This window comes from Streptomyces sp. NBC_00539, assembly GCF_036346105.1.
Classification (GTDB): Bacteria; Actinomycetota; Actinomycetes; order Streptomycetales; family Streptomycetaceae; genus Streptomyces.
Window position 1 is genome coordinate 670,672 of sequence record NZ_CP107811.1, and the last position, 26,231, is coordinate 696,902.

The 26,231-nt window shown below is 75.9% G+C and carries 16 protein-coding genes; 4 read left to right on the plus strand and 12 right to left on the minus strand.

Annotated features, from left to right (window positions below):
* Positions 1–2: 2 nt before the first annotated feature.
* Genes OG861_RS03220 through OG861_RS03250 form a run of 7 tightly spaced genes read right to left on the minus strand, consistent with a single transcriptional unit; the run spans position 3 to position 17,131 of the window.
* Entirely contained in the window at positions 3–917 is a 915-nt protein-coding gene (locus OG861_RS03220) for a galactokinase (protein WP_329200716.1), read from the minus strand.
* Complete coding sequence (locus tag OG861_RS03225; RefSeq protein WP_330261175.1) at positions 914–2,791, minus strand: class I SAM-dependent methyltransferase; 1,878 nt, start codon at positions 2,789–2,791, stop codon at positions 914–916. Before OG861_RS03225 ends, OG861_RS03220 begins: the two co-directional genes overlap by 4 nt.
* Entirely contained in the window at positions 2,788–4,041 is a 1,254-nt protein-coding gene (locus OG861_RS03230) for a glycosyltransferase (RefSeq protein WP_330261176.1), read from the minus strand. The genes OG861_RS03225 and OG861_RS03230 overlap by 4 nt, the downstream gene beginning before the upstream one ends.
* Positions 4,038–4,880, minus strand: a complete 843-nt coding sequence (locus tag OG861_RS03235) for an alpha/beta fold hydrolase (protein ID WP_330261177.1) — start codon at positions 4,878–4,880, stop codon at positions 4,038–4,040. Before OG861_RS03235 ends, OG861_RS03230 begins: the two co-directional genes overlap by 4 nt.
* 6 nt (positions 4,881–4,886) lie before the next feature.
* A complete protein-coding gene (locus OG861_RS03240; protein ID WP_330261178.1) occupies positions 4,887–5,369 on the minus strand; it encodes an acyl carrier protein in 483 nt (160 codons plus the stop codon).
* Positions 5,359–9,978 carry a beta-ketoacyl synthase N-terminal-like domain-containing protein gene (locus OG861_RS03245; protein ID WP_330261179.1) on the minus strand — a complete coding sequence of 1,540 codons (4,620 nt, stop codon included), beginning with the start codon at positions 9,976–9,978 and terminating at the stop codon, positions 5,359–5,361. Before OG861_RS03245 ends, OG861_RS03240 begins: the two co-directional genes overlap by 11 nt.
* Positions 9,971–17,131, minus strand: coding sequence for an SDR family NAD(P)-dependent oxidoreductase (locus OG861_RS03250; protein WP_330261180.1), 7,161 nt, complete (start codon positions 17,129–17,131; stop codon positions 9,971–9,973). Before OG861_RS03250 ends, OG861_RS03245 begins: the two co-directional genes overlap by 8 nt.
* Positions 17,132–17,593: 462 nt before the next feature.
* Here OG861_RS03250 and OG861_RS03255 point away from each other — a divergent pair, with 462 nt between their 5' ends.
* Together OG861_RS03255 and OG861_RS03260 are read left to right on the plus strand one after the other, a co-directional pair.
* Positions 17,594–18,487 (plus strand): LysR family transcriptional regulator, encoded by an 894-nt coding sequence (locus tag OG861_RS03255; RefSeq protein ID WP_329200705.1) that lies wholly within the window; start codon positions 17,594–17,596, stop codon positions 18,485–18,487.
* Between the two features lie 91 nt (positions 18,488–18,578).
* Complete coding sequence (locus OG861_RS03260; protein ID WP_330261181.1) at positions 18,579–19,799, plus strand: putative Ig domain-containing protein; 1,221 nt, start codon at positions 18,579–18,581, stop codon at positions 19,797–19,799.
* Here OG861_RS03260 and OG861_RS03265 read toward each other — a convergent pair.
* The 3 genes from OG861_RS03265 to OG861_RS03275 all read right to left on the minus strand — a co-directional run bounded on the left by OG861_RS03265 (position 19,786) and on the right by OG861_RS03275 (position 22,382).
* On the minus strand, positions 19,786–20,400 hold the full coding sequence (locus OG861_RS03265) for a hypothetical protein (protein ID WP_330261182.1): 615 nt from the start codon (positions 20,398–20,400) through the stop codon (positions 19,786–19,788). The two genes, OG861_RS03260 and OG861_RS03265, sit on opposite strands and share 14 nt — an antisense overlap.
* Positions 20,401–20,606: 206 nt before the next feature.
* Positions 20,607–21,461: a DMT family transporter gene (locus OG861_RS03270; protein WP_330261183.1), complete on the minus strand. Its 855-nt coding sequence runs from the start codon at positions 21,459–21,461 to the stop codon at positions 20,607–20,609.
* 66 nt (positions 21,462–21,527) lie between these two features.
* On the minus strand, positions 21,528–22,382 hold the full coding sequence (locus tag OG861_RS03275) for an MmyB family transcriptional regulator (RefSeq protein ID WP_329200699.1): 855 nt from the start codon (positions 22,380–22,382) through the stop codon (positions 21,528–21,530).
* Between the two features lie 197 nt (positions 22,383–22,579).
* Here OG861_RS03275 and OG861_RS03280 point away from each other — a divergent pair, with 197 nt between their 5' ends.
* The gene (locus OG861_RS03280) at positions 22,580–23,995 is read left to right on the plus strand and encodes an MFS transporter (protein WP_330261953.1); all 1,416 of its coding nucleotides are present in this window, start codon (positions 22,580–22,582) and stop codon (positions 23,993–23,995) included.
* A gap of 182 nt (positions 23,996–24,177) precedes the next feature.
* Entirely contained in the window at positions 24,178–24,924 is a 747-nt protein-coding gene (locus OG861_RS03285; RefSeq protein WP_330261184.1) for a hypothetical protein, read from the plus strand.
* A gap of 17 nt (positions 24,925–24,941) precedes the next feature.
* Here the strand turns inward: OG861_RS03285 and OG861_RS03290 are convergent, their stop codons facing one another.
* A complete protein-coding gene (locus tag OG861_RS03290; protein WP_329200696.1) occupies positions 24,942–25,337 on the minus strand; it encodes a DUF2267 domain-containing protein in 396 nt (131 codons plus the stop codon).
* Between the two features lie 151 nt (positions 25,338–25,488).
* Positions 25,489–26,172, minus strand: a complete 684-nt coding sequence (locus tag OG861_RS03295) for an esterase/lipase family protein (protein WP_329200694.1) — start codon at positions 26,170–26,172, stop codon at positions 25,489–25,491.
* Positions 26,173–26,231 lie beyond the last annotated feature (59 nt).

Below are 26,231 nucleotides of genomic sequence, written 5' to 3' on the forward strand. Positions count from 1 at the left end.
TGTCACTCCTCGCGCCGGGCCGCGCCGGACACGGTGATGTTCAGGAACCGCGGTACGGGCCGTCCGCGTCCGCGGAAGCCCTCGGCGACCGCGGCCCGGGCCCCCGCCACTCGTGACTCGGGCAGCAGCACCAGTGCGCTCCGGCCGGGCCGCCGCCCGGGCTGCCAGGCGCTCAGGGCCCCGGCCCGGCGGGTGAGGTCCACGGCCCGGGCCAGCTCCGCGGGCCGGTCCGCCGGGTCCCCGCGCACGGCCAGCAGCACCAGCCGCGCGCCCGAGGCGGCCGGGTCGAAGGAGACGTAGCGCCGGCGCCGCCGGTCCGCCGGGACCGGGTCCAGCAGCGCCCGGCCGCGCCGGGCGAAGAGGACGGCCCGGCGCAGGGCGTCGTCCCCGTCGGGCAGGGCCTCGGCCAGCACCCGGGCCGTGCCGGACCGGTCCGGGGGCCGGCCCGGGCCGGTGTGGGCGTCGGCCACCGCCAGGGCGATCGCGCACTCGGCGGGCTCGGCGGTGGCGAGTCCGGCGGCCGCGGTGAGCGAGCCCTGCACGTGCAGGTCGCTCCCGCCGCGGCCGATGCCGGCCGACGCCAGCGCCCGTAGCACCGCGTACGGGCGCACGGCCCAGTCGGGGGCGGCGGGCGGCGGCCCGGACGGGGTCAGCGGCAGGTCGCAGCTGTCGGCGGGGTGGGCGAGGGAGCTGAGCCGGACCAGCCCGTCGTCACGCGGGGCGGCGGCTGCGGCCGTGGGCCAGCCGGCCGCCGCGACGAGTCCGGGCGAGCCGAGGTGGAAGGCGTACGGGGCGCTCCACACCGCGGTCGGGGGCCGCCCGTGCGCGGCCTCCAGGGCGTAGGCGACCAGCCGGAACAGCGGGTCGGCGGTGGTCCGCCGGGCCAGGTCGAACGGCGCCGGGGCCGGGCCCCTCACGGGACGTCCTTGCGGGCGAGGAGGCGGTAGGCGTTGCCGCCGTCGGTGCGGTGGGCCGCGGCCGTGCGCACCGCGTCGACGGCCGCGGCTGCGGCGAAGAACGGGAGGGAGGCGGCCCGCACGGCCGTGGCGAGGGCCCGCGCGCGGGGCGTGGACGGCGGCGCCCAGGGCCGGTCGGGGTCCGGGGCCAGGCGGGTCACGGTGAGCGCCACCGCGCCGAAGAAGTCGTTGCCCTGGTGGGCCGGGCCGTGTTCCTCGGCCAGGACTTCGAACCCGCGGCAGGCCAGCGCCTCGCGCAGGTTCCGGGCCGGGATCAGGTGCTGGTGCTGCGGCTGGAACCAGGGCAGCCACATCGGGCCCAGGAGGTCCGCCATGCGGGACTGGGGGTCCGGGAGCTCGATGGTCAGGTGGCCGCCGGGGGCGAGGACGGCGGCCGCCGCGTCGAGTTCGGCGAGCGGGTCCCGGGTGTGCTCCAGGTAGTGGTACATGCTGACGACCTCGTACTGGCCCGCCAGCTTCGACGCGAACTCCGGGAACTGCCCCTGGTACCCGGTCTCCACCCAGCCCCGGCGCTCCGCCTCGCGGACGCCGTCGCCCATGTCCAGGCCGTCGAACCGGGTACGGGGCCAGACGGCCCGGGCGGCGTTGCAGAAGTGGCCGTGGCCCGTTCCCACGTCCAGCCACGACCGGGGCTCGGCGTGGGTGAGGAGCATTTCGGCGCGCGCCCGGTAGGCCGCGCCGAGGCGTCCGAACACGGTGCCGGCGCCCTCGCCGCCGCGCCCGTCGTAGAAGTCCCGGTAGTAGAACTCCAGCCCCTCGATGGTCAGCCGGGGGTTCTGGAACACGTGCGCGCAGTCCCCGCACTGTTCCAGGGTGAACCGGCCGGGCTTCGCCTGGAGCAGGTCCGGGACCTCGACCCGGACCGAGAGCCGCCCAGATCCGCACCACGGGCAGTCCGGGCGGCGCGGTTCGAGGAACCGGTCGGTGCCGGCGGCCAGGTCGGCCCGGTAGGCGGCGGCGCGGGCGGGGTCCTGCGCCCCGCCCCGGTCGCGGGCGGCCGCAGCGGCGGTACCCAGGGCGGCGGCGAGGGAGCGGGCCGGCCGGGCGGCCGTGGAGCGGGCCAGGTCGTGGGGGCGCAGTGGGGAGCCGGGCCCGCCGAGCGCGAGGTACGGCTGCAGCCAGTACAGCCCGGCCGCGGCGGCGGCCCACGGGCCCTGGCGTACGGCGGCGCCCGCGAGCAGCGCCAGCCCGCCCAGCTGGGCGGCCGCGAGCGCCCCCGGGGGCAGGCCCTGTGCCCGCAGCTCGGCGGCGCGCGCCGCCCCGGAGCCTGCGCCCCAGGGGGCCGTTGCGGGCCGGCCGCAGCTGAGCGCCGGGGCGATGGCCAGCCCGGTTGCGCCGGCCGCGTACTCCTTCACCCGGCGGGTGAGCGCGAGGAGTTCCGCGGGGGTCGGGCGGGACGGGCCGCTTTCCACCCCGGCCCGCGCGAGCACCTCCTGCGTGACGAGCAGGGCGTGCCCGGCCCCGCGCCCCTCGCCGAGCCGGTCCTCCCGGTAGCGGGCCGGGTCCACCAGCCGCAGCAGTCCGAGCGCCCGCTCGGCGTCCAGGTCCCCCGGCAGCAGGTCCAGCACCCTCAGCCCCTCGCGCTCGGCGTACGCGCAGGCGCTCAGGAACGTGGCGGTGTCGGGCTCGACGCCCCGGGCGGTGAGCAGCCGCCACCCCGCTGGGCGCGGCATGTCACCGGCCGCCGCGGGCGGGACCAGCGGCAGTACGGGCAGGGCCCGCAGCCGTCGACGGGTGCGCACGGTGCCCGCGGCGAGCACGGTGAGCAGCGCCGCCGGAACCCACCGGACGTGCGGGAACGGGGGTGGCGTCATATCAGCTTCTCCAACCGGTCGGCCGCGGCGGCGGCGCCGCCCGCAGCGGCGAATGAGGCCTGGATCCGCCGGGCCGCCCGGCGGGGGCCGGGCTCGTCCAGCACGGCCGTGAGCGCATCGCGCAGTTCCCCGGCCCGGGTCCGGCCGAACCGCACCCGGACGCCGGCGCCGGCCTCGACGACCTGCCGGGCCACGATCGGCTGGTCGTCCCGGATCGGTGCGACCACCAGCGGCAGTCCGTGCGCGAGGGCCTCGCACACGGTGTTGTGCCCGCCGTGGCAGACCACGGCGTCCAGGTGCGGCAGCAGCTCCAGCTGGGGGACCCGCTCCTGGTGCAGCACGTGGCCGGGCCGATCCCCCAGGAGGGCGGCCGGGGCGGCCACGACGAACTGCGTGTGCGCGGCCAGTTGGCGGGCGGCTCCCAGCACTTCGCGGTAGAAGCGGGCCCCCGCCTCCTGGTTGAGGGTGCCCAGCGACACCAGGACGCGTCGCCGCGCCGGGTCCAGCCGCTGCCAGGGGAAGCCGGGAGCGGCCGGACGGGCGCCGAGCGCCGGTCCGACGAAGGCGTAGTGCGGCGGGAAGCCGTGTGTGTCCCCGAGGAGTTCGGGTGTGGAGAAGACGAGTACGAGCCGGTCGGAGAACCGGGGGTCCCAGCCGTCTGCCTCCCCGGCGGCGTCCCCGAACTCCGCGAGCACGCCCCCGATCTGCCCGGCCACCCACTCGCCCACCTTCGGGAAGTCGGCGAAGGGCCGGGTGAGTTCCGCCGAGGTGCTGGCGGAGGTGACCCACGGGACGCCGAGCCGGCGGGCGACGAGCGGACCGGCCAGGGCCTGCTGGTCGGCGACCAGCACGTCCGGCTCGAACGCGCGCACCGCCAGGGTCACCCCGGGCACCATGGCGCGGGCGAGCGGCACCAGGGCCTCCTCCCAGAGGAAGCGCAGCGCCGCGACCCCGCGCAGGTCGCGCCAGCGCTCGTGCAGGGCGGTGTAGGCGGTGCGCGCGCCGGCCGCGGTCGCGGTACCGCCTTCCGCGGCCGTCCCGCCTGCACCTGCGCCTACGCCTACGCCCTCGCCTGTGCCTTCCCCTTCACCGGCGGGCAGGATCCGGGCCCGGGCGGGCAGCAGGGCGGCCAGGGCCGGGGCCGGTCCGGTCCAGGCGACGTCGTGGCCCCGGGCGATCAGTTCGGCGCCGACGGCCACGGTGGGATTGACGTGCCCTGCCAGTGGCGGGACCGTGAAGAGCACCCTCATCGGATCAGAGCTCCCGGCCGTCGAGTGCGCGCGGCGAGGTCGGCCGTCGCGTCGAGGTGCGCGAGTACGGCCTTGCGCAGGGTTCCGCTGCTCTCCTTCAACACGTCGTGGCCCAGGCCCGGGAGGATCTCGATGGAGGCGGCGCGCGGGACGTGGCGAAGGAGTTCCCTCGCACCGGGCACGAGCTCGGAATGTTCACCGCAGACGATCAGCACGGGGCAGCGCAGCCGGGCGTAGTCGGCCGGGGTGAAGGTGCGGCTCCCGGCGATGTCGTCGATCAGCGAGGTCCGGTTGAGGAGTTCGTCGGCGATGGCCGTGAGGTTGGCGGCCTTGCGCAGGCGCAGGGTGAGCAGTTCGGCGGGGACCGGGGTGTCCTCCAGGCTGAGTGCGGCGGCCGACAGGGTGTCCAGCATGTTCTCCACCCAGGCCCCGCTGAGCGGGGGTTCGAGGAGGGTGAGCCCTGCGACGAGGTCGGGCCGGGTCAGGGCGGCGTGCAGCGCGAGGGTGCCGCCGTAGCTGTTGCCGACCAGGTGGACGGGGCGCCTGGCGAGGCCCAGCGCGCCGAGCAGCGTGAAGAGGTCCCGTACGGCGGTGCGGGTGTCGTAGCCGGTGGCCGGGCGCTCGGTGCGGCCGTGGCCGCGCAGGTCGTAGAGGACGGTCTCGTGTCCGGCGCGGGCCGCCGGCAGGGCGAGGGGGCAGTAGAAGGAGGACAGGTTGTCGACGACCAGCCCGTGGAGGAACACGACGACCGGGGCGCCGGGACGGCCGGGGCCCGGGGTCCCGCCGGCCGGGAGCCGCTGGACGTGGAAGCGGAGCGGGCCCGCTTGGACGAAGGCCATGGCGGGTCAGCCGGCCGAGGTGGGGAGGGGGGACGCTCCGGGCGCGGGGACGGCGCGCGGGGGGACGTCGCGTGGGGGGACGTCGGGCGCGCAAGCGTCGGCTGCGGGAGTGACGGGCGCCGGAGTGACGGGCGCGGGAGTGACGGCAGCGGGCGTGACGGGCGCGGTGCCGGCCGGCGTGCCGGATGTGGTGCGCGCCGGGGCCTGGGGGAGGCAGGCGTGCGTGATCCGGCCTATGTGGGTGACGAGTTCACCGACGGACATCGCGAGGATGGCGTCCATGTCCTTCTCCGCCAGGAAGCCCATCAGGTCCACCTCGGCGCCGTAGCGGTGGTGCAGCAGCTCCGCGAGCGCGACGAACTCGACGCTCTCCAGGGCCAGGTCCTCGTTGAACGTCGTCTTCATCGTGACCTCCTCGGCAAGCAGGTACTCGTCGCCGACGATCTCCACGAGCATCGAGGTGATCTCGGCGAGGATGTCAGGTGCCATGACGGACCTCCGTGAGGGGGAAGGGGACGGGCGGTGGCGCCGCGGGGCCGACGGTCCAGGCCACGACGTAGTCGAGCGGCTCCAGGGTGAGCCGGGTGATGCGGACCGGGTACGGGCGTCCGTCGGGCGAACGCACCAGCAGGGCGCCGCCGTCCGCGACGTCACCGTCCTCCGTCACCCGCCATGCGCGGGGCCGGCCGCCGAGCCCGCCGCCCTCCGCCTTCGCGGCGGCCTCCTTGGCGCACCACAGTGCGGTCAGTGCGGCAGCCGGGCCGGTGCCGTCCCGGGCGGCCAGCGCTTCGGCGAGGCGCAGTTCGTCCGGGCCGAAGGCGATGCGGACCAGCGCCTGCGGGTCGGTGGTCACCGGCTCCACGTCGATGCCGACCGTCCGCGAGGGGTGGGCGAGGGCGACGGCGATCCGGTCCTTGTGCGCGATCGACAGGCGCAGGCCGCCGGTCAGCGGGCCCCGGGCCAGCGGCCGGCCCGCCGGATCGTTGCCGACCGGCACCTCCACCGGGAACACCGGTCCCGCTCCGGCGTCCCACAACGCCTGGCGCAGCGCGTCCTTGGCGGCGATCCGGCCCAGCAGCCACGGATCCCGGGCGCGCGGCGACAGCCGCTCGAAGACCTCCCGTTCGGCGGCGCCGAGGTAACGGCGCATCACCAGCTCCCGGGAGGCGGGGTCGGTCCAGCGCCGGCGGGCCAGGCACCATCCCTCGGGCCGGGGCTCGCCGATGCCGCACACCTCCGGGGTGAACTTCATCGGCCAGACCCGCTCGTCGGCGCCGAAACGGCGGTACGTCCACCCCTCGATCCGGGCCCACACCTCGCCGGAGGCGCGGCGCAGCTCGACGTCACCGCGCACGGTGACCGCGCGCACCTCGCGGATGCGGGCGGTGGCGTCGACCAGCTCCCGCGGGGCCGGCGGGGGCCCGAAGAAGCGGACCCGGCCCACGGTGGCCGGGAACACCAGCCGGTCCACCGGGAGCCGCAGCTGCATCCAGTGGCCGAACAGCTGCCCGGCGGCGTCCAGCAGCGCCCCCGGGTCGGGGAGGGCCCGCAGGACCCCTTCGATACCGTCCGCGCCCACGGACCGCACCTCGTGCACGGCGGCGAAGCGGGGGCCGTGGAACATCCACCGGTCGCGGTACAGCGCCTGCGCGCTGACGGGGGCGGGCCCCGGATCGCGCAGGGGGGTGGGGTCGGGCGCGGGCGGCGGCTCGTACCGCGGGCCGAGCAGTACGACCACGCTCGCGTACTCGCCGAGGGCGACGCGCGCCCGCCCCGGGCCGTCGCCCCGTACGGTGACCTCGACCTCCACGGCCGGTTCGACGGCGAGCCAGCGCAGGGCCCGGGCGTCCTCGTAGCCGACGACGGCGAGGCCGGGCGGGGCGTGCCGCAGGGCGGCCCCGGCGGCCAGCTCCAGCATGGTGGTCATGGGCACCACGGGGAACCGGTCGGAGTCCTCGGGCCAGCCGTCCGGCTGGAGGTACACGCAGTGGTCCCGCACGTAGGGCAGCTCGGCGAGGGACAACCGCAGGAGTTCCCTGGCCACGGCGCCGCCCGTGCCGACGGGGACCGCTCCGTCAGGGGCCGTGTCCGGGGGCCGTAGCGCCGCCCAGGCCCCGGTGACGCTCCGCGCGGCCGCGCCCGTGTCGGCGAGTACCGCGTCGAGGGCGGACAGCAGCACCGGTCGGGGGGTGGTGGGCTTGGCCGGCGGGGTCGGGGACGCGGGCGTCAGCAGGCCGGCCAGGGAGGTGCGGGCCGCCTCGCCGAGGTGGACCAGCGGGGAACCGAGGTCCAAGGGCACGGCGCGGCGCGCGACGGGGGACGGCGCCGACGCGGCGGCAGGGGCCGCCGCCGCTTCGCTCCCCGGTCCGGTGGTCCCTGCGTCGGCTCCCGCCTCGGCCAGCAGGTCCCAGCGCGGGGCGTGCCCGTCGCTCCACAGGGCGGCGCAGGCGCGGCGCAGCGCCGGGAGGCCGCCGAGCCGGGGCGAGGACGCGGCGACCGAGAGGTGCGGGTGTTCGCGCAGGGTGTCCTCGACGAAACCCGGCAGGCTGCCTGGGCCCAGCGTCACGAAGCGGCGGACTCCCTGGTCCTCGTAGAGCCGCAGGGTCAGCTCGCGGAAGCGGACGGGCTCCAGGAGGTGGCGGACCACCAGCTCCCGTACCCCGGCCGGCTCCGGGGGGAACGGCGCGCAGGTGGTCGCCGACCAGACGGGGAGGGAGGCGGCCCGCAGCGGCAGCCGCTCGAAGGCGCCCCGGACCTGGTCGAGGTAGGGCTCCCACATCGGGGTGTGGAACCCCGACCGGAAGGGCAGCTCCTGGCCGAGCACCCCATCGCCGCGCAACCGGGCCACCGCTGAGGCGACCTGTCCGGGGTCCCCGCAGATCACCGACTGGTGCGGGCAGTTGTCGTGGCTGACGACGACCCGGTCCAGGCCGTGGAGTGCCGCCTGCGCCCGCCGGGCACCGCAGCCGAGTGCCGCGTAGACCAGGTCCGGGACGAGGAGGTCGCCGGGCCGCAGGGAGGAGAGGAAGGTGTCGGCCGCCTCCTGCGGATACATGCCGGCGGCCACCATCGCCGCCCACTCCCCCATGCTGTGGCCCGCGAGGACGTCGGCCTCGATGCCGAGCGCGGGCAGGACCCGGGCGAAGAACCGGCCGGTCGCCATCGCGTCCAGGGCGCGTTCGACGAGGGAGGAGCCCCGGCCCAGCGGGGGCCGGGCCATACCCATCCGGTCCGCGACGTCGTCCAGTACGGGTGCGAACTCCGGTTCCAGGCCCGGGAAGAGGAACGCCGTCCGGCCGCCGAGCGGCTCCGGTGCGAACCATACGTCGCCGCGCCCCCGCCAGGGCCGGCCGCGCGCCACGGCCTTCGCGGCCAGCGCGAGCCGCTGGGGCGTCGGGCCGACCACCGCCAGCCGGCACGGCCCGTCGCCGCGCGACGCCGGGGGCGGTCCCTGTGCCGGTGCCGGTGCCGGCGTCGGCGTGGCCGGTCGGCCCGGTGACGGGTCCGTCAGCCGCTCCGAGAGCAGCTGGGCCAGTTCCGCCGGGCTGTCCGCCGCCAGCAGCAGTACGTCCTCCCCCGCGCGGGCCGGCCCCACCGGCGCGGCCGCGGTTCCCAGCGGCAGGAACCGCCGCACTGGAGCCACCGGGCGGGCGGCCGCCGGGGCCTCCTCCAGCACCACGTGCGCGTTGATCCCGCCGAAGCCGAAGGCGTTGACCCCGGCCCTGCGGGGCTCCGGGCCGCGCTCCCACGGCTCGGCCACCGCCACCGGACGCATCCGGGTCCGTACGAGGTCCGGGTGCGGCTCCTCCAGGTGCAGGGTCGGCGGCAGCACCCCCTCGTGCACCGCGAGGGCCGCCTTGATCAGCCCCGCCATGCCGGAGGCCTGCATGGTGTGCCCGACCATCGATTTCACGGACCCGAAGCCGATGCGGCGCGCGTCACCCGGATCGACCGGCCCGAAGACCCGGGCCAGGGTGTCGAGTTCGGCCGTGTCACCGACCGGGGTGCCGGTGCCGTGCGCCTCCAGCAGCCCGAGCGCGCCCCGTGCCCGCGGGTCGAGCCCCGCCTGTCGCCAGGCCCGCTCCAGTGCCTGCACCTGGCCGGCGACCAGGGGGCTCATCAGGCTTGCCGCCCGGCCGTCCCCGGCCACTGCGGTGCCGCGGACCACCGCGTAGACGCGGTCCCCGTCGCGCTCCGCGTCCGCGAGCCGTTTCAGCAGCACGACCCCGGTGCCCTCGGACAGCAGGGTTCCGTCGGCGCGGCGGTCGAAGGGCCGGATGCGTTCGCTGGGGCTGAGCGCCCGCAGCTGCGTGAACACGCTCCAGAGGGTGGCGATGTGGCAGTGGTGCACGGCCCCCGCGACCACCGCGTCGCAGCGTCCGGCCGCCAGGAGCCCCACCGCCTGGTCCACGGCCAGCAGGGAGGAGGCGCAGGCGGCGTCCAGGGTGTAGGCGGGGCCCCGGAAGTCCAGCCGGTTCGCGGTACGGGCCGCGGTGAAGCTCGGCACCAGCCCGATCGAGGCGTCCGGCCGCTCGGGGCCGAGAGCCTCCTGGAAGGCCGACCGCACCGCCGCGATCCGGTGCTCGCCCAGCTCCGGCGCGAGTTCCCGTAGCGTCTGCGCCAACTGGTGCGCCGTACGCACGCGTTGGTCCAGGCGGGCAGTGGCCACTCCCATGAATCCGCCGCGCCCCAGCACCACGCCGATCCGGGAGCGGTCGGCGGGCAGCCGGTCCTCGCCACCCGCGTCGGCGATGGCCTCGGCCGTGGCGTGCAGGGCCAGCATCTGGTCCGGCTCGGCGCCCTCCACCGCCGCCGGCATGATGCCGAACCGGGTCGGATCGAAGGCGGCGAGGCCGTCGACGAAGCCGCCGCGTCGGCAGTAGAAGCGGTCGCCCGTCACGGGGGCGCCGGCGCCGTCCGGGTCGTAGTACACCTGCGGATCCCAGCGGCCCGGGGGGACTTCACCGATGCAGTCCGTGCCCGCGAGGAGGTTGCGGCGGTATCCGGCCAGGTCGGCCGCCCCGGGGAAGACGGCGCCCATCCCGACGATCGCGGCGTCCGTCGGGCGCGGGCCGGTGCGGTGGTGCCCGTCACTCATCGCCGCGCCCCTCTCGCGCCGTGAGGGCCTCCTGCGCCATCAGGACCACCTGTACGTCGCCTCCGTGCGCGAGTTCGGCGAGGAAGGCGGCGCTGCCGGCCTCCGCAGTGATCAGCGGGACGCCGCGCCGGGCGTACGCGCGTTGCAGCTCGGGGGTGACCATGCCGCCGGCCTCCGCCGCCCAGGGTCCCCAGTCGACGGCCAGGACCCGGCCGGGGAAGGACTCCGCCCAGCTGTGCGCGAGACCGTCGAGGGCGTCGTTGGCCGCGGCGTAGTCGCTCTGGCCGCGGTTGCCGTAGACCCCGGCGACGCTGCCGAAGAGGGCCAGGAACCGTGGTGCGGGCGCCGTACCGTGTTCGGCGGCCGCGGCGGCCAGGTGGCGGGCGCCGGCCACCTTGGTGGTGAACACCTCGGCGAAGTCGGCGGGGCGTTTGTCGCGCAGCAGCCCGTCGCGCAGGATTCCGGCGCCGTGCACGATGCCGTCGAGCCGGCCGTGCCGGGCGCGGATGTCGGCGACGACCGCCCGTACGGTCCGGGCGTCGGTGACGTCGCCCTGGTGGTAGCGGACCGAGGCCGCCGCCGTGGCGAGGGCGTCCAGGGTGGCCCGTACCTCGCGCTCGGCCAGGATCCGGGAGGCCGCCGCCTCGATCTCGGCGGGCTTGCGGAGCCCGGTGGCGATCAGTGCGGCGCGCAGCGCGACCCGGTCGTGCGCGTGGCCGAACCCGTCCCCGGTGGCCGGTGGTTCGGGGGTGCGGCCGAGGAGCTCCACGTGGCAGCCGGTGGCTCGGGCCAGCGCGAGGGAGGTGCGGGCGGTGATCCCGCGGGCGCCGCCGGTGAGCAGCACGACGGAGCGGGCGTCGAGGGGCGCGGACGCGGGGGTGGCGGGCAGGGGCGCGGGCTGCGGGAGGCGGGCGAACCGCGACCCCTGGGCGGTGTACGCGACGGACGCGGGGGCGCCGTCGGCGGCCACCGCCTCGCAGGTCAGCTCGGCCAGCAGCTGCGCCGCGATCTGCTCGGGGGCCTCCTTGGGGTGTACCTCCACGGCTCTGATCAGCGCGCCGGGGAATTCGAGGGCGGCGCTGCGGGCGAAGCCGTGCAGGCCCGCGCCGCGGGTGCCGGGGGCGGTGACGAGGAGCAGCCGGCGCACCCCGCCGGTCAGTGCCCTGCGCAGCCCGGGGAAGGCCCCGGGCAGCACGGGCTCGGCGTCGGGCCCCTCGGGCGCCAGCGCCGACAGGTCCACGACGGCGTCCAGGGCGGCCTCCGCTTCGGCGAGCGGGCGCACGTCGGCCCCGTGGTCCCGCAGGACCCCGGCGAGCGCGGGCGCGACGCCCTGGCCGTCGCCGACGATCCCGATGCGCAGTCCGCGCAGCACGTCGGGGACGCCGGCGGCCGCGGGCAGGGGTACGGGAACGACCCGGAGGCGGCTGAGCGGTGCGGCCGCGTCCGCCGGCGGGGCCGGTCGGGCTGCCGGGGCGGGCGGTGGGGGTGGTGTGGGCGCGGGTGGTGTGGGCGCGGGTGGCAGGCCGGTGCCCGCCCCCGCGAGGGCCGGTTCCGGGGCCGGGGCCGCCGGTACCACCGCGTGGTCCGGCGGGGCCGCTCCGGGGGTGGAGGTGCGGGAGACGACCCAGTCGACGATGCCGCGCAGCGTCTTGATGCGGGACAGTTCCTCGACCGCGGACTCGGCCGTACCGTCAAGGCTTTGCGGAAGCCCGATCCGGTCGGCGAGCGCGCCGGTGATCTCTACCCGCTTGATGGAGTCGATCGAGAGGTCCGCCTCCAGGTCCAGAGCCGGATCCAGCATGTCCCGGGGGTATCCCGTCCGGGCGTGCATGATCTCCAGCACCAGGTCCATCACCTCCTCGGCCGACCGGTGCCCGTCGTGGGCCTGCGGCGCCCGGGTGTCGGGAACGGCCGGGCCCGTCACCCCGGCGGAGGGTGGCGGCACGGTCGCCGCCCGCGGGGCCGGCTGCCCGGCGGCGGTACCGTCTGGCCGGGCATCGGGCCGGCTCAGGGGCCGGCCGTTGTGGGCCGAGGGCGCCGGGGCCGCTTCCGGACCCGGCATCCGGGCGCCTGCGGGCGCCGCCGCGCCGAGGTAGGCCAGCAGGACGTCCCGCTGTGCGTGGACCAGTTCGCGGCTTCCGCGGAGGTACTCCAGGACCGCCTGCTCGGCGCCGGGACCCGTGGCCGCCGCCCGCGCGACCGGCTCGGAACCAGTGAGGACCGGCATTGCGCTCGCGCCGTCGCCGACCGGAGCCGGGCCCGGGACGGCCCACCCCGCCGGCTCGGGGCCCGTGATCACCGGCACTCCGTTCACGGCGTCGGCGGGACCCCGGCCGGCCTGCGCGGCGCCGCCCGCGGCCGCACCCCGCAGGGGCTCGGCCCCCGGCGGCGGGGTGACGCGGACCGCCGGGCGCAGGCCGCCCGGGAGCGGGGCGCCGTCCGAGGTGCGGACGAGGTGGCCGTCGACCAGCCATCCCGGGCGGCGCGGGGCACGGTCCGGCAGGCGGGAGGTGCGGCCGCGGAAGAGGGCGTCCGGGGCGACCGGCACGCCCGCCGCCGCCAGCTCGGCCAGCGCCGTCACCAGCCGGACCAGCCCGTGTTCGCCCGGCACGTCCAGCGGCACCACCGTGTGCGGCCGCCCGTGCAGGATGCGGCCCAGCAGCGCGGAGAGAACCCGGCCCGGGCCCGTCTCCACGAACGTCCGGACGCCGGCCGCGTACATGGCCTCCACCTGCTCGACGAACCGGACCGGCTCCGCGAGCTGGCGCGCGGCAAGGCTTCGTACCTCATCGGCCGAGGCGGGATACGGGCCCGCCGTGGTGTTCGACCACACCTCGACGCCCGGCGCGGACACCGCCGTCACCGCCAGTTCCGCCGCCAGGTCGCCCGCCGCTCCCGCCACCACCCCGCTGTGGAACGCGCAGGCCACGGGCAGCGGTTCGGCCGACAGGCCCGCCCCGCGCAGCGCCGCCACCGCCGCGGCGACGGCCCGTGTCGGGCCCGAGATCACGCACTGCCGGGGCGCGTTGTGGTTCGCCACCACGCACCCGGTGCGTGCCGCCACCTCCCGTACCTCCTCCGGCGCCGCCGACACCGCCGCCATCGACCCCGGATCCGCCCCGGCGGCCGCGACGATCGCCTCGGCCCGGCGGACGCTGAGCCTCAGCAGGTCCGGCGTGTCGTACGCCCCGGCGGCCCAGAGCGCGGTGAGCTCCCCGTACGAGTGTCCGGCCACGTAGTCCGGCCGTACGCCCAGGTCCCGCAGCAGCAGGTGCGCCGCCGCCCCGGCCAGGCCGAGCGCCGGCTGGGCGACCCGGGTGTCGGTGACGGCCGCCCGTCGTGCGGCCCGCTCCTCGGGGGTGAAAGCCGCCGGTGGGAACATCGCCGCGACCACCCCGGCCGGCGCCTCGTCCAGGAGCCCGCGCAGCGCGGGAAAGGCCGTGAACAGCTCGGCGAGCATGCCGGGGCGTTGGCTGCCCTGTCCCGGGAACAGGAACGCCACCCGCCCCGGGTCGGCCGTCTCCTGCCGTACGTGGACCCCTTCCCCCGCGGTGAAGGTCCGCGCCCGCTCCAGCCGGGCCGCCAGTTCGTCGTGGTCTGCGGCGACGACCGCCACGTGGACCGGCCCGGGGTCGGCGGCGGCCTCCGCGGCGAGGTCGCGCAGCGCCCACGGCCGCCCGGCCGCGTCGTTCTCCTCCAGGCGGCCCGCGAGGCGTGCCATCGCCCGGCCGACGGCGCGCCGGTCCTCGCCGCGGAAGCAGAACAGTTCGGCCGGCCACTGTTCCAGCCCGTGCGCGGGTTCCTCGGCCGTGCCGTGACCGGTGAGCACGGCGTGGTAGTTGGTTCCGCCGAAGCCGAAGGCGCTCACGCCGGCGATGCGCCGCTGCGGGGGCTCCGGCCAGGGCCGGGCTTCGGAGGTGAAGGAGAAGGGGCTGGTCCGGGCCTGCCAGGCAGGGTTCGGGGTGTCGACGTGCAGGGTCGGGGGGCGCACGCCCGTGTGGACCGCCCGGGCCGCCTTGATCAGCCCGGCCAGGCCCGCCGCGCACTTGGTGTGCCCGATCTGCGATTTCACCGAGCCCAGTGCGCAGGAGCCGGGTTGGGCTCCGGATGCGGTGAACAGGTCGCTGAGGACGGTCAGTTCCGTGCTGTCACCGACCACGGTGCCGGTGCCGTGCGCCTCGACCAGCCCCACCTCGCCCGGGCTGATCCCGGCGCGCTCGTAGGCCCGTTCCAGCGCTCGCCTCTGGCCTTCGGGCCGGGGTGCGGTCAGACCGAGCGAGCGGCCGTCGCCGGCGGCGCCGACCGCCTTGATCACGGCATAGACCCGGTCGCCGTCACGTTCGGCGTCCGCGAGCCGTTTCAGGACGAGCGCGCCGACGCCCTCGCCGAGGGCGATCCCGTCGGCGGCCGCGTCGAAGGGCCGGCAGCGGCCGCCGGGCGACAGGGCGCGCACGGAGGCGAACATCAGGTAGTCGTTGATGCCGTTGTGCACGTCGGCGCCGCCGCACAACACCATGTCCGAGTCCGCGTCGCGCAGTTGGCGGCAGGCGAGGTCCAGGGCGGCCAGTGAGGAGGCGCAGGCGGCGTCGACCGTGCAGTTCGCGCCGCCGAGGTCGAGGCGGTTGGCGACGCGGCCGGCGATGACGTTGGCGAGGACCCCGGGGAAGGAGTCCTCGGTCAGGTGCGGCAGCTGCTCGTCCAGCGCGGGGGGCAGCTCCCCCAGGTAGGCGGGGTGCAGGGCGCGCAGTCCGTACGCGCCGGCCAGTTCGGTGCCGGCTTCCGCCCCGAAGACCACGGAGGTGCGGGAGCGGTCGAACTCGCGCCCTTTGCCGTATCCGGCGTCGGCGAGGGCGCGGGCGGAGATCTCCAGGGCCAGCAGCTGGACCGGCTCGATGCTGGTGAGGGACGCGGGCGGGATGCCGTAGGCGAGGGCGTCGAAGGGCAGCCGCCCGAGGAAGCCGCCCCAGCGGGAGGGGGTGCGCTCGCCGGCCCGCGCCGGGTCGGCGTCGTAGTAGAGCGCCGGGTCCCAGCGTTCGGCCGGTACCTCGGTCACGGCGTCGGTCCCGGCGAGCACCATGGCCCAGTAGGCGGCGAGGTCGGGGGCGCCGGGGTAGGCGCAGGCCATCCCGATGACGGCGACGTCGAGCGGGTCGGGCCCGGGCTCCGGGGCGGGCTCCGGTCCGGCGAGTTCGGCGGCCCGCCGCTCCAGGAGCGCGGTCGCCCCCTCGGTCACCTGGGCGTGCAGTGCGGCGACGGTGGTGGTCGAGGTACGCAGGGTCGCGGCCTGCCCGAGCATGAACAGCCCTTCCGCGTACTGCTGTTCGGCGCTGACAGCCTCCAACGCGGTGCCCTCCGGCCGGGCCCCCGCGACGTCATCGGCCGCGGGCCGCCGCAGGCCCTTCGAAGCGATCCGCAGGCGGCCCAGGTTGAGGCCCTCCAGCTCCTCCCACATCCGGCGCGGTTCAGTGCCGCTCTCCACGAGCCGGCGCCGGGTCTCCTCGAAGGTGTCGGCGTAGGGCGTGGCCGCGCAGCGCGTCGCGTGGCCGGGCGCGGTGTGCAGCAGCACGGTGCGCGTGCACTCCACCGCCGTCCGCTGGAAGCCCGGCAGCACCGCGCCGGCCGTCACCGCCTCCCGGGTGAACAGGTAGGCCGTTCCCATCAGTACGCCGACCCGCGCGCCGCGCGCCGCCAGTGGTGCGGCGGCCGCCGCCGCCATGGCCGCGGAGCGCTCGTCGTGGATACCCCCGGCGAACAGCACGTCCAGCGCTTCCGGTTCGGGGCAGGCCAGCAGCCGTTCGATCTGCTCCTCCCACAGCGGGAAGGAGGCTCGCGGTCCGACGTGCCCGCCGCACTCCAGCCCCTCGAACACGAACCGGCGGGCCCCTTCGGCGAGGTACCGCTCCAGCAGCCCCGGTGAGGGCACGTGCAGGTGGGTGCGGATGCCTGCGGACTCCAACGGCGCGGCCTGCGCCGGGGTGCCGCCCGCGATGATCGCGTACGGCGGCCGGGCCTCGGCGACGGCCGCCAGCTGCTCGCGCCTGAGTTCCGGCGGGGCGAAGCCGAGCAGGCCCACGCCCCAAGGGCGTCCCCCGAGCCGTTCGGCGCTCTCCGCCAGCAGCCGGCGTACGTCCGGGCCCTCCATCACCGCGAGCGCCAGGTAAGGGACCCCGCCCGCGGCCGCCACCGCCCCGGCGAAGGCGGCCTGGTCGCTGACCCGGGTCATGGGGCCCTGTGCGACGGACGACGGCCGGGTGAGCGGCCGGGCCGACACCGCCGCCGACAGGTGTCCGGTGATGGCGGCCCGGACGGCCCGGAGCACGCCGCCCGTGGTCCGGTGGTGCCCGGCGAGCCGGGCGGCCGAGGCCCCGTCCTGCCCGACCGGCAGCAGCTGCGTCCGCAGGTCCCGGGCGCCGAGCAGGGCGTACACGGGCCCTTCGGGCGGTTCCAGGTCGGGCCGCGCGTAGACGCGGTGTCCGTCGACGAGCCGCGTCTCGGAGCCGTCCATCGCCCTGAGCGCGGCGGCCACCTGCCCGGGCAGACCCGCCTCCCCTTCGGTGGTCAGGGCCAGTTGTACGTCGAGCAGGACCCCGGCCGCTCCGCCCGCGACGGCGGCCGCCGCCGTGTGCGGGCCGATCCCGCCGAGGGCCCGTACGGGCACCCCGACGTCCGGGTCCCCGAGCAGCTGCTGGAGCAGCACGAAGGTGGTGGCGCCGCCGACCCGGCCCCCGGCTTCGTGGCCCTTGGCGACGAGCGCGCCCGCGCCTGCGGCCACGGCGGCCGCGGCTTCGGCCCGGCTGGTGACCTCGGCCCAGACCCGGGGCCGTCCGGCCGCCGCGGCCCAGGCGGCCACCTCGGTCGCGGTGTGGTTCGTGGGGTCTGCGAGCAGCACCGTGTCCACCTCGGCCGGGAGATCCTGCGGCCGGGTGGGGCAGGCGGCGGGTACCCGTACTCCGTAGCGCCGCCCGGCCCCCAGCCTGCGGGCCAGTTCCGCGAAGCCGCGCCGCGCCGCGCCCGGCTCCCGGCCGAGGTCGAGCAGCCCCAGGGCCCCGGCCCGCTCGGCTGCGGTCACGATCCTCGGGTGCGGCTCCTCGAAGGGGCTGACGGCGACGACGAGGTCACGGGTGGCGGCGGAATGCGGGGGCTGGGGGGTCACGGACGCTCCTCTTCCAGTGCTGTGTACGTGGCGCAGTACGGGGCGGAAGAACGGAAGGGCGCAGGGCTGTGGCAAGGGAGGGCGCGGCCGTCTCGTACATCGGCCGGGCGACCCGCCGTCGGTACCGGTCTTGTTCGGTTGTCGAACATCCTCACGCCGCGTTGCATCGTGCGGGGGCCGCCTCACACTGTCAACAGGCATGCGGAATCGCCTGCTTCACACCATCGGCGGGCGCCCGCCGCGGGCCGGGACACCTGAACCGGCCTTCGGTGCGCCGTGGCCTGGGGCGTTACCCGTCCGGCCGGGCGGCCCCGGCCCGCAGACCGGCGCGGGGCGGGCCCGCGGGCATGCCGCGCCGGCATACCCGGCCGCCCCTCCCGGTATGAACGACCTCCGATGGCACGGCAGTTGTTCACGCGACTGGCACTTACGAGTGCGGCCGCACGCGGTTACCGTCCGGTCATGACCCCCACACTCGTACAGTTGCGCTACCTCGTCGCCGTCGCCGACTGCCGGTCCATCACCGGCGCCGCCTCCTCGGTCTTCGTCGCCCAGTCCGCACTGTCGCGTGCCGTCCAGGCCATGGAACGCGACCTGGGCGTGGAGCTCCTCGCCCGCCGGGGAAGGGGGGTGGACCTCACACCGGAGGGGGCCCGGGTCGTCCGGCTGGCCCGTACGGTCCTCAACGCCGTGGACGCCATAGACGACATAGGCAACCCCCACGGGAAGGGCGCACGGGCCGCCCTGACCCTCGTCACGACCCCCACCCTCGCCCTCGATCTGGCCACCGACCTGGTCACCGCCTTCACCGAACGGCATCCGACCGTGGACGTCCGGGTCCGCCAGCACGACAGCAGAGAGGCGCTGACCGCCGAAGTCGGCAACGGGCGTTCGGAGCTGGCGCTGGTCGACCTGCCCGTCGACAAGGAGTTCTCGGCCCATTTCATCCAGGAGCGGGAGGTGGTGCTCATCTCGCCGATCGGCTCCCGCCTGCCGCAGCCCCTTCCGTTCCGCCTGCTCGACGGCCTGCCGATGGTGCTGCCCACCCCGGGGACCGGCCGGCGCACCGAGATGGAGGCCATGTTCAGCTGCCTGGGCGTGCGGCCCGTACCGTGTCTGGAAGTGGATGAGCGCCTCGCGTGGGTGACGGGCGTGACCGACGGGCGCGGCTCCGTGATCTGGTACCGCGACGTGGTGTCGAGGGCGTTCGGCAGCCGGGCCGAGATCCGCTCGTTCACCCCGCCCCTGCTGCGCCCCGTGGGCATCGCGCACGCCCGCCGGCCGCTGAGCCGGGCGGCCCGCGCCTTCATCGCGCACGCCGTGCACGATGCGCCCGTACGGGAACCCGTGCGCTGACGGAAGGAATGCCCGCCCGGCATCGAACGATGCGCGAACGGTGGGCCGTTGGGCCTGGCGCCCCTTGCCGACACACCCTCACATGGGGCGCATGCCACGACTCCTCACGCCCCGCCTGGCCGCCGCCGCCCTCGCGACCGCGGCCGTCGCCACGATCCTGCCGTCCGCCGCCTGGATGAGCAGCGCCACCGCCACGGCGGCGGCCGCGCCCCCGGCGCCGGAGAAGAAGTGCACGCTCCCCGGCGGTCTCACCGAGCTCAGCGGTCTCGCCATGAGTCACAAACACCCGGGTGTCTTCTACGCCGTCAACGACAGCGGCAACACCAACCAGGTCTTCGCCATCGACTGCGGCTCCACCACCGGCCGGCTCGCGGCCACCTTCACGGTCTCCGGCGTCGGCAACACCGACTGGGAGGCGCTGGCGATCGGCAAGGACGCCTCGGGCGGCCCCGCGATCCTCGTCGGCGACATCGGGGACAACCTCGCCGGCCGCGCAGAAATCACGGTGCACTCCTTCGCCGAACCCGACCAGCTGGCCAACGCCACGGTGACGCCGGTGACCTACCGCTTCGCGTACGCCGACGGCAGGCACGACGCCGAGTCGCTGCTCGCCGACCCCGTCTCCGGGCGGCTCTACGTGGCGAGCAAGGTCATCGGCGCGGCGGGCCGGCTGTACCAGGCCCCGCTGCCTCCGGTGACCGGGCAGCTCAACACCCTCACCGCGGTCCGGCCGGGCCCGGTGTTCGCCACCGACGGCGCGTTCTCCCCGACGGGGACCTCGTACACCCTGCGCAGCGGCGGGCCGCTGGGCGCCAACACCGCCACCGTGTACGACGCGGCGGGGGGCAAGCTCGCGGACGTCGCCCTGCCCGCGCAGTCGCAAGGCGAGACGGTGACGTACGCGGACTGCTCCGACCTGCTCGTCGGCTCGGAGAACGACACGCAGATCTGGCGGGTACCGCTGCCGCCGGAGGCAGCGCCGGGCTGTGGTTCCGACCCGACCCCCACTCCCACGCCGACCCCCACTCCCACCCCGACCCCGGCGCCCGATGGCTTGAAGTTCCCCAGCCCCGGTCCGCAGACGTGCAAGTTCAACCAGTCCTGCACCATCCGGTTGACCGCCACCGGCGGGAAGCCCCCCGTCCGGTACTCCGCCTCCGGTCTTCCGTGGGGCCTGGCCCTCGACCCGGCGTCGGGGCGCGTCTCGGGCAAACCCTGGAGCAGCGGCACGGTCACGGTCACCGCGACCGCCACCGATTCCACCGGGGCCGCCGCCGGTACGGCCTTCGCCCTGGCCGTCAACTGGTTCTGAGACGGTCCGAGGGCCCCTCCGGGGCCCGCTTCGCCCAGGCGATCACCGTACTGAGGCCGAGCAGGGCGGCGGCCCAGGCGGCGGGCTTCCAGGGCGTGGTCCGCCCCTCCAGCTCCGCGGAGACCCGTTGCGCGGGATCATAGGCGACCTCGACCCGGTCGCCGACCGCCGCCACGGCCCGGTCCTCCTTCAACTCGGCCGGGTAGCCGCCCGGGCAGCCGAGGACGAAGCGGTACACCGTCCGCGTGGGCGGAGCGCCTTCACCGGCGGAGTGCTGCACCTTGGTGTGCACCTCCCGCACGGCGCAGGTGGCGGTGGCCGGCCGGGCAGCCGCCTGATCGGCGGCCGCCACCGTCAGGAGCATCCCCAGGGACAGCAGCAGCGCCCCGAAGAACCCGCCGCTTCCCCCGACCGGCACGGCGTACGCCGCGCAGCAACCGAGGACCAGTACGGCGCCGCCCACCAGCGCGACGGCCCCCGAGGGCGCCGAGGAGCCCCCGTAGCACCAGCTCGCCCACCCGTACACACCGCCGGCGGCCACCCACGGCAGTACCGCCGTACCGGCCCGCCGAACCCGCCGGCCACCGTCATGCACCCCCACCACCCCCACCCATTGGGACGTCCCCGCCCCACCCCCGGTTGCCCCGGAGCACAGGCGCTCGGGGCTTTCGTGGCGCATGCGCGGACACTCGACCGCCGCCACGCTGACACGGGCCGCCGGATTCGCCGTCCCGATGGTCTCCACCGTCCGCCGCGTCGCCCACGTCAGGCCCGGGCCGGGCGAGCGGGCCGGTGACCCCGCGGCCCTCAGTCGGCGCTCGCGCCGGCCCGGGCCAGAGCGAGCACCCCGGCGCAGATCAGGGCCACGCCCAGCAGTTGGGGGAGCAGCCACCAGTGGGTGCGCAAGTGTTCCTCGTACAGCAGCACCCCCAGCGCGACGCTCACGCCCGCGTCGCCGAGGGTCAAGGCGGGCTGCGACGCGACCAGCGGGCCGCCCTGCATGGCGTGTTCGAGGAACAGCAGGGCGCAGATGCCGGTCGCGCCGAAGGCGTAGGTCTCCCAGGTCGTCAGGAACGCGACGACGCCGTGCTCGTCGAGCACCCGCACGGCCGACTTCATCAGCGCGGCCGTGAGCGCGTAGCAGACGGCGGTGGCCGCGCCGAGGCACCCGGCCCGCATCCGGCCGGGCGGCCGCCGCAGTCCGACCACCGCGAGCACCGCCACCGCCAGCGCGCACGCCGCCATGGCCGGCGCCCAGCGGTCGACCGGGACATGCGTGTGCTGCCCGGCCGGTGATGCGGCCACCAGTACGATCGCGAGCCCGGCCACCACGCCCGCCACGGCGAGCCACATCCGGCCCGGCAGCCGGCTCCGCGCGACCATCGAGGCGATCAGCAGCGCGAGCGGCAGCTCCAGTACGAACAGCGGCTGCACCAGGGACAGCGCGCCCGTGGCCAGCGCCGCGGCCTGCCCGACGCCGGCCGCGATCACCGCGAGGATCCCCGCGATCCACACCGGCCGCCGCAGCAGATCGCGGATCAGGCCGAACCGCAGGCCCCGGCCCTGGGGGACGGTGAGCGCCGCCCGCCGCTGCAGCACGGTCGCGAGCGCGTTGCTGAGCGCCGCGAACAGCGCGAAGAGGACCGGCAGTGCGAAACCCATGGCCCGATCCTCACCGCACGCGCCGGCGCACCGCGCCTGCGACACGTCCGCGCCGCGGCCCGTACCTCAGGCCGGGACGAGCGACAGGGACCGCAGGCGTTCGAGACGCTCCCGGGTCTCCTCGTCCAGCGGTACGTAGGTGACCAGCCGCGGTCCCGCCGCCGGACCCAGCCACAGGTTGGTGTGTTCCAGGTGCAACAGCCCCACGTGGCGGTTGCGGATGTACTTCGACTTCCCGCCCTGGCCGACCACCTCGTGCCGCGCCCAGATCTCCCTGAATTCGGGCGACGCCGCTTCCAGCCGCGCCAGCAGCGCCTTCCAGGCCGGCTCGGCCAGGTGCTCGGCCATCGAGGCCCGGAACTTCGCGGCCATCAGCCGGTTCGTCTCCGGCAGTTCCACCACGGCGTCCCGCCAGTCCTGGTCGGTGAAGGCCAGCCACAGGCAGTTGCGGTCCTCGGGCGCCACCCGGTCGAGGTCGCACAGCAGCTGCCCGTAGGTCCGGTTGTACGCGAGGATGTCGTACCGGCTGTTCTGTACGGCGGCCGGGATCGGGTCCAGCTGGTCGAGCATCGCCCGCAGGGCCGGCGTCACGCTCGGGCAGGGCGTGAGCGGCGCCGGATCGACACCGCCGGCCAGGGCGAACAGGTGCGCGCGTTCGCTGCGGTCCAGCAGCAGGGCACGGGCGAGCGCGTCGAGCACCTGCGGGGACACCTGGATCTCGCGCGCCTGCTCCAGCCACGTGTACCAGGTGACGCCGACGGCGGCGAGCTGCGCGACCTCCTCGCGGCGCAGTCCGGGGGTGCGACGGCGGCGGCCCCGTACGAGGCCCACCTGCTCGGGGGTGATCCGCTCCCGGCGGCTGCGCAGGAAGTCCGCCAGTTCGTGCCGGCGCATGTCGCTTTCGGGGGCCACAGTGGTCATGGTTCCAGGGTGCCGCACCTCGCATCCCCTTGCCAGGTACTGCTGGTACCAGGATAAGGAGACTCTGGTACCAGGCTGAGCGCGGGTGGATCGTCTTCCTCGTGAGCGAAGCAACGAACACGACCCAAGCGACCCGAGCGACCCTGCGGCGCGCCGACCCCTCGCCCCCTCGGCTCCCCTCGGGCCCGGCCACCACCATGGGCACCACCTCCGTCCCCGTCGTCCGCCACGAAGCGGCGCTGGGGGCCCTCGGGCTGTTCACCGTGCTGCTGGGCGCGGCCCTCCCACTGATCGACTTCTTCATCGTCAACGTGGCGCTGCCGGCCATCGACAGCGACCTCGCCGCCGGCCCCGCCCTGCTGGAACTGATCGTCGGCGGCTACGGAGCCACGTACGCCGTACTGCTCGTCCTCGGCGGCCGCCTCGGCGACACGATCGGACGCCGCCGGCTGTTCCTGGCCGGTATGGCCGCCTTCGGCGTCACGTCGCTGGCCTGCGGCCTGGCGCCCACCGCCTGGACGCTGGTCGCGGCGCGGGTGGCGCAGGGGGCGTCGGCGGCGCTCATGCTGCCGCAGGTCCTCGCCACCATCCAGGCCACCACGCAGGGGCCGCGCCGGGCCCGCGCCATGAGCCTCTACGGTGCGACCGCGGGGCTGTCGATGGTCGCCGGGCAGATCCTCGGCGGCGTGCTGGTCGCCGCCGACGTGGCCGGTTCCGGCTGGCGTTCGGTGTTCCTCGTGAACGTCCCGGTCGTGCTGGCGGGGCTGGTGCTGGCCGTCCGCGCCGTTCCGGAGACCCGGTCGAACCGGCCCGCCACGGTCGACGTACCGGGAACGCTGCTGCTGGCGCTCTCCCTCGTGTCCCTGCTGCTGCCGCTGACCGAGGGCCGGGCGGCCGGATGGCCCCTGTGGACGTGGGTCTCGCTGGCTGTCTTCCCGCCTGCGGCCGTGGCCTTCTACCTGACCGAGCGCCGTGCCGACCGCCTCGGGCGGACCCCGTTGGTCCCGCCGAGCCTGCTGCGGCTGGAATCGCTGCGACGCGGCCTGATGATGGTGGTGCCGTTCTCGATCGGGTTCAGCGGGTTCATGTTCGTCATCGCGGTGTCGCTCCAGCAGGGGCTGCGGATGGGGCCGGTGCCGGCGGGGCTCGCGCTGGTGCCGATGGCGCTCGCCTTCTTCTCGGCCTCGCTGGCCGGACCGCGGTTGATCGGCCGTTACGGCAGCCGGGTCGTCACCGTCGGCGGGGTACTCCAAGCCCTCGGCATCGGCCTGCTGTTGCTGGCGGTCCGGGGCGACTGGCCCGAGCTCGGGCTCCTCGCCCTGGCGCCGGGTGTCGCGGTGGCGGGTCTCGGCCAGGGTCTCCAACTGCCCGTACTGATGCGTTTGATGCTTTCGGACGTACCGGCCGACCGGGCCGGTGTGGGCAGCGGGGTGATGGTGACCACGCAGCAGTCGGCGCTGGCCCTCGGCGTCGCGACCCTGGGCAGCCTGTTCCTCGCGCTGACCGAGTCGGTGGGGATGCGGGACGCCGTCATGACGACCCTGCTGGTCCAACTCGGCCTGATCGCGGTGACGGTACTGCTCAGCCTCCGCCTCCCGCGCGTCATGCGGTGACGGGGGCGGCGGCCGCGGCGAAGCCCCGTACGGGCGCTCGGGGTCGGCCTCGCCACCGGGTCAACCTGTCCGTGTTTACCGGTCGGTGCGGGAAGCGTGGTGCGGGTTTCGGGTAAAGAACGGCTTGCGTCTGGGTAGCATCCGGAAGCACCACCGTGAGGTATGAGGAAAGTGAGCCGCACATGGCCGACGAGCCTGTCACCACGCCCATCCACGACCTGTACGCGCAGCGGTTCGCCGCCGATCTCGAAACCAACCGCAAGGAACAGGCGGACCTGACCGCGCAGATCGAGGAACTCGAAGCACGCCTGAGGCAACTCAAGTCGGACGAGAACTGGCTCTGCGGAGTACAGGGCGTACTTCCCCCCGCCGGCGCCGTGGAGGCCACGGTCGCGGCCTCGCCCGCGACGGACGCCACGGGCGCCGTTCCCCGGCCCCGCCGGGCGAAGAAGAGCACGGGCGGCGCGGCGCGGGCGAAGAAGGACTCCGGCGCTGCCGTACCCGCCGCAGAAGCCAAGGCCGCCGTCCGCAAGCCGGCCGCCCGCAAACCCGCTGCCCGCAAGGCGGCCGCCCGCAAGCCCGATGCCGCCCTGCCCGGCACCAGGAAGCCGGCCGGGGCGGAGGAACCCCCGCTGCGCGAACTCGTCCACGCCCTCCTGGTGCAGGCCGCCGAACCCCGCATGGTGAGCGAGGTCACCGCCGATCTGGCGCGGGCGCACGCCGGCCGCAAGGCCTCCGGTCAAGTGGTCCGCAACACCCTGGAAGGACTCGTCAAGAAGGGGCAGGTGGAGAAGGAACACCGTCAGGGTTCGGTGATGTACACCGCCGTCCGGCCCTCCGCGCAGGGGGCGGTGTCCGAGGCGGGCGCCGACGCCGAAGCCGGCACGGTTCCCGCCACGGACACCGCCGCTGCCACCGCCGCGCCTTAGTCGACGGGCGGCCCTCGTCAGACCGGTTCGGGGAGGCCGAACAGCAGCGCGTACCCGGGCGGCAGCTGGGCGAGCGCGCGCTGGAGAACGTCCGCGTCGACGACGTCGGCCACGGTACTGAGGACCGCGCCGCTGTCCCAGTGCGCGGTGTCGGGGGTCGCGCCCTCGATCAGGAGCGCGACCGCTTCCGCGAACTCCGGCGGCCCCAGTGGTGAGGTCGCCGGGACCGCGTCGAGGAGGGGCGGCGAGCAGGGGGCGGGGAGCTGGGCGGCGAGTTCCTCGCGCTCGCCGTCCGCCAGGTGGCCGCCCAGGGTGGCCAGCACCGCCCGGGTGGAGCGCTCGGCTTCACGTGCGGTCGGATATTGGCCGCGTTCTTGGACCTGGGCCAGGTACTCGTCCCATGCGATGGCCACGGTGGGCCTCCTCGTCTTCGTCCTGTTTCGTGCTCGCTTACAGGGCGAGCCTGCCCCGGACGGCCCGCCGCAGCCTCCGGGCAGCACGTGCATCTGGGCCGGGTCCGCGGGATCCCACCCGTTCGGTGGTGAACCGCCGGTCGATGACCGCTCAGCCGACGTGGGCCCTGACCTCCTCGTAGACCCTGGCGTCGGCGGGGAAGGCCGTGTGCTGCACGCATCCGGTCTCGGTGTTCACCGCGCCGTCGAGGGCGACGGAGCTGCTGTCGGGGCTGATGATGCTGTCGCACTTCGACCACCACGTGGCGTAGCGGGGTGAGCCAGGGGTCTCGTCACCGGCGTTGAGCTCGCCCAGGAAGCGCGACCCGGGGCGCATCTCGACGCAGGACGCGCCGCCGCACAGCATTGCGGCGCCCGTGCCGTGGTTGGGGCCGGCGAGGGAGACCCACGCGTCGACCTTGTGCTCGCCTCCGAGGTTCTTGAGGTAGTAGCGGGAGGAGAGGGAGCCCATGGAATGCGTGACCAGGTCGACCTTGGCGGCGCCGGTGGCTGCGAGGACGCGATCGATCTCGTCGGCGAGCTGGTGGGCGGTCGTGACGTTGGACTGGGAGGTGGGGTAGCTCCACTGGTCCAGGCGGCCGGCCGGCCAGCCGTCCGAGCGGAAGCGGTCGGCCATGGTGTTCCAGGTGGAACCGTCGCTGTTCCAGCCGTGTACGAAGACGATCGGATCGGGCCCGCCGGCAGCCGGTGCCGTCGCCACGGCGGCAGCCTGGGGGATGAACGCGGCGAAGGCGAGTGCAGCGGCGGGCAGGGCCCGCAGGAGGTTGGGGTTCACGCCGCCAGGTTGTAGCGGAGCCACCCGTCCCGGTCACCGGCTCCGGCCGACCCCCTCAC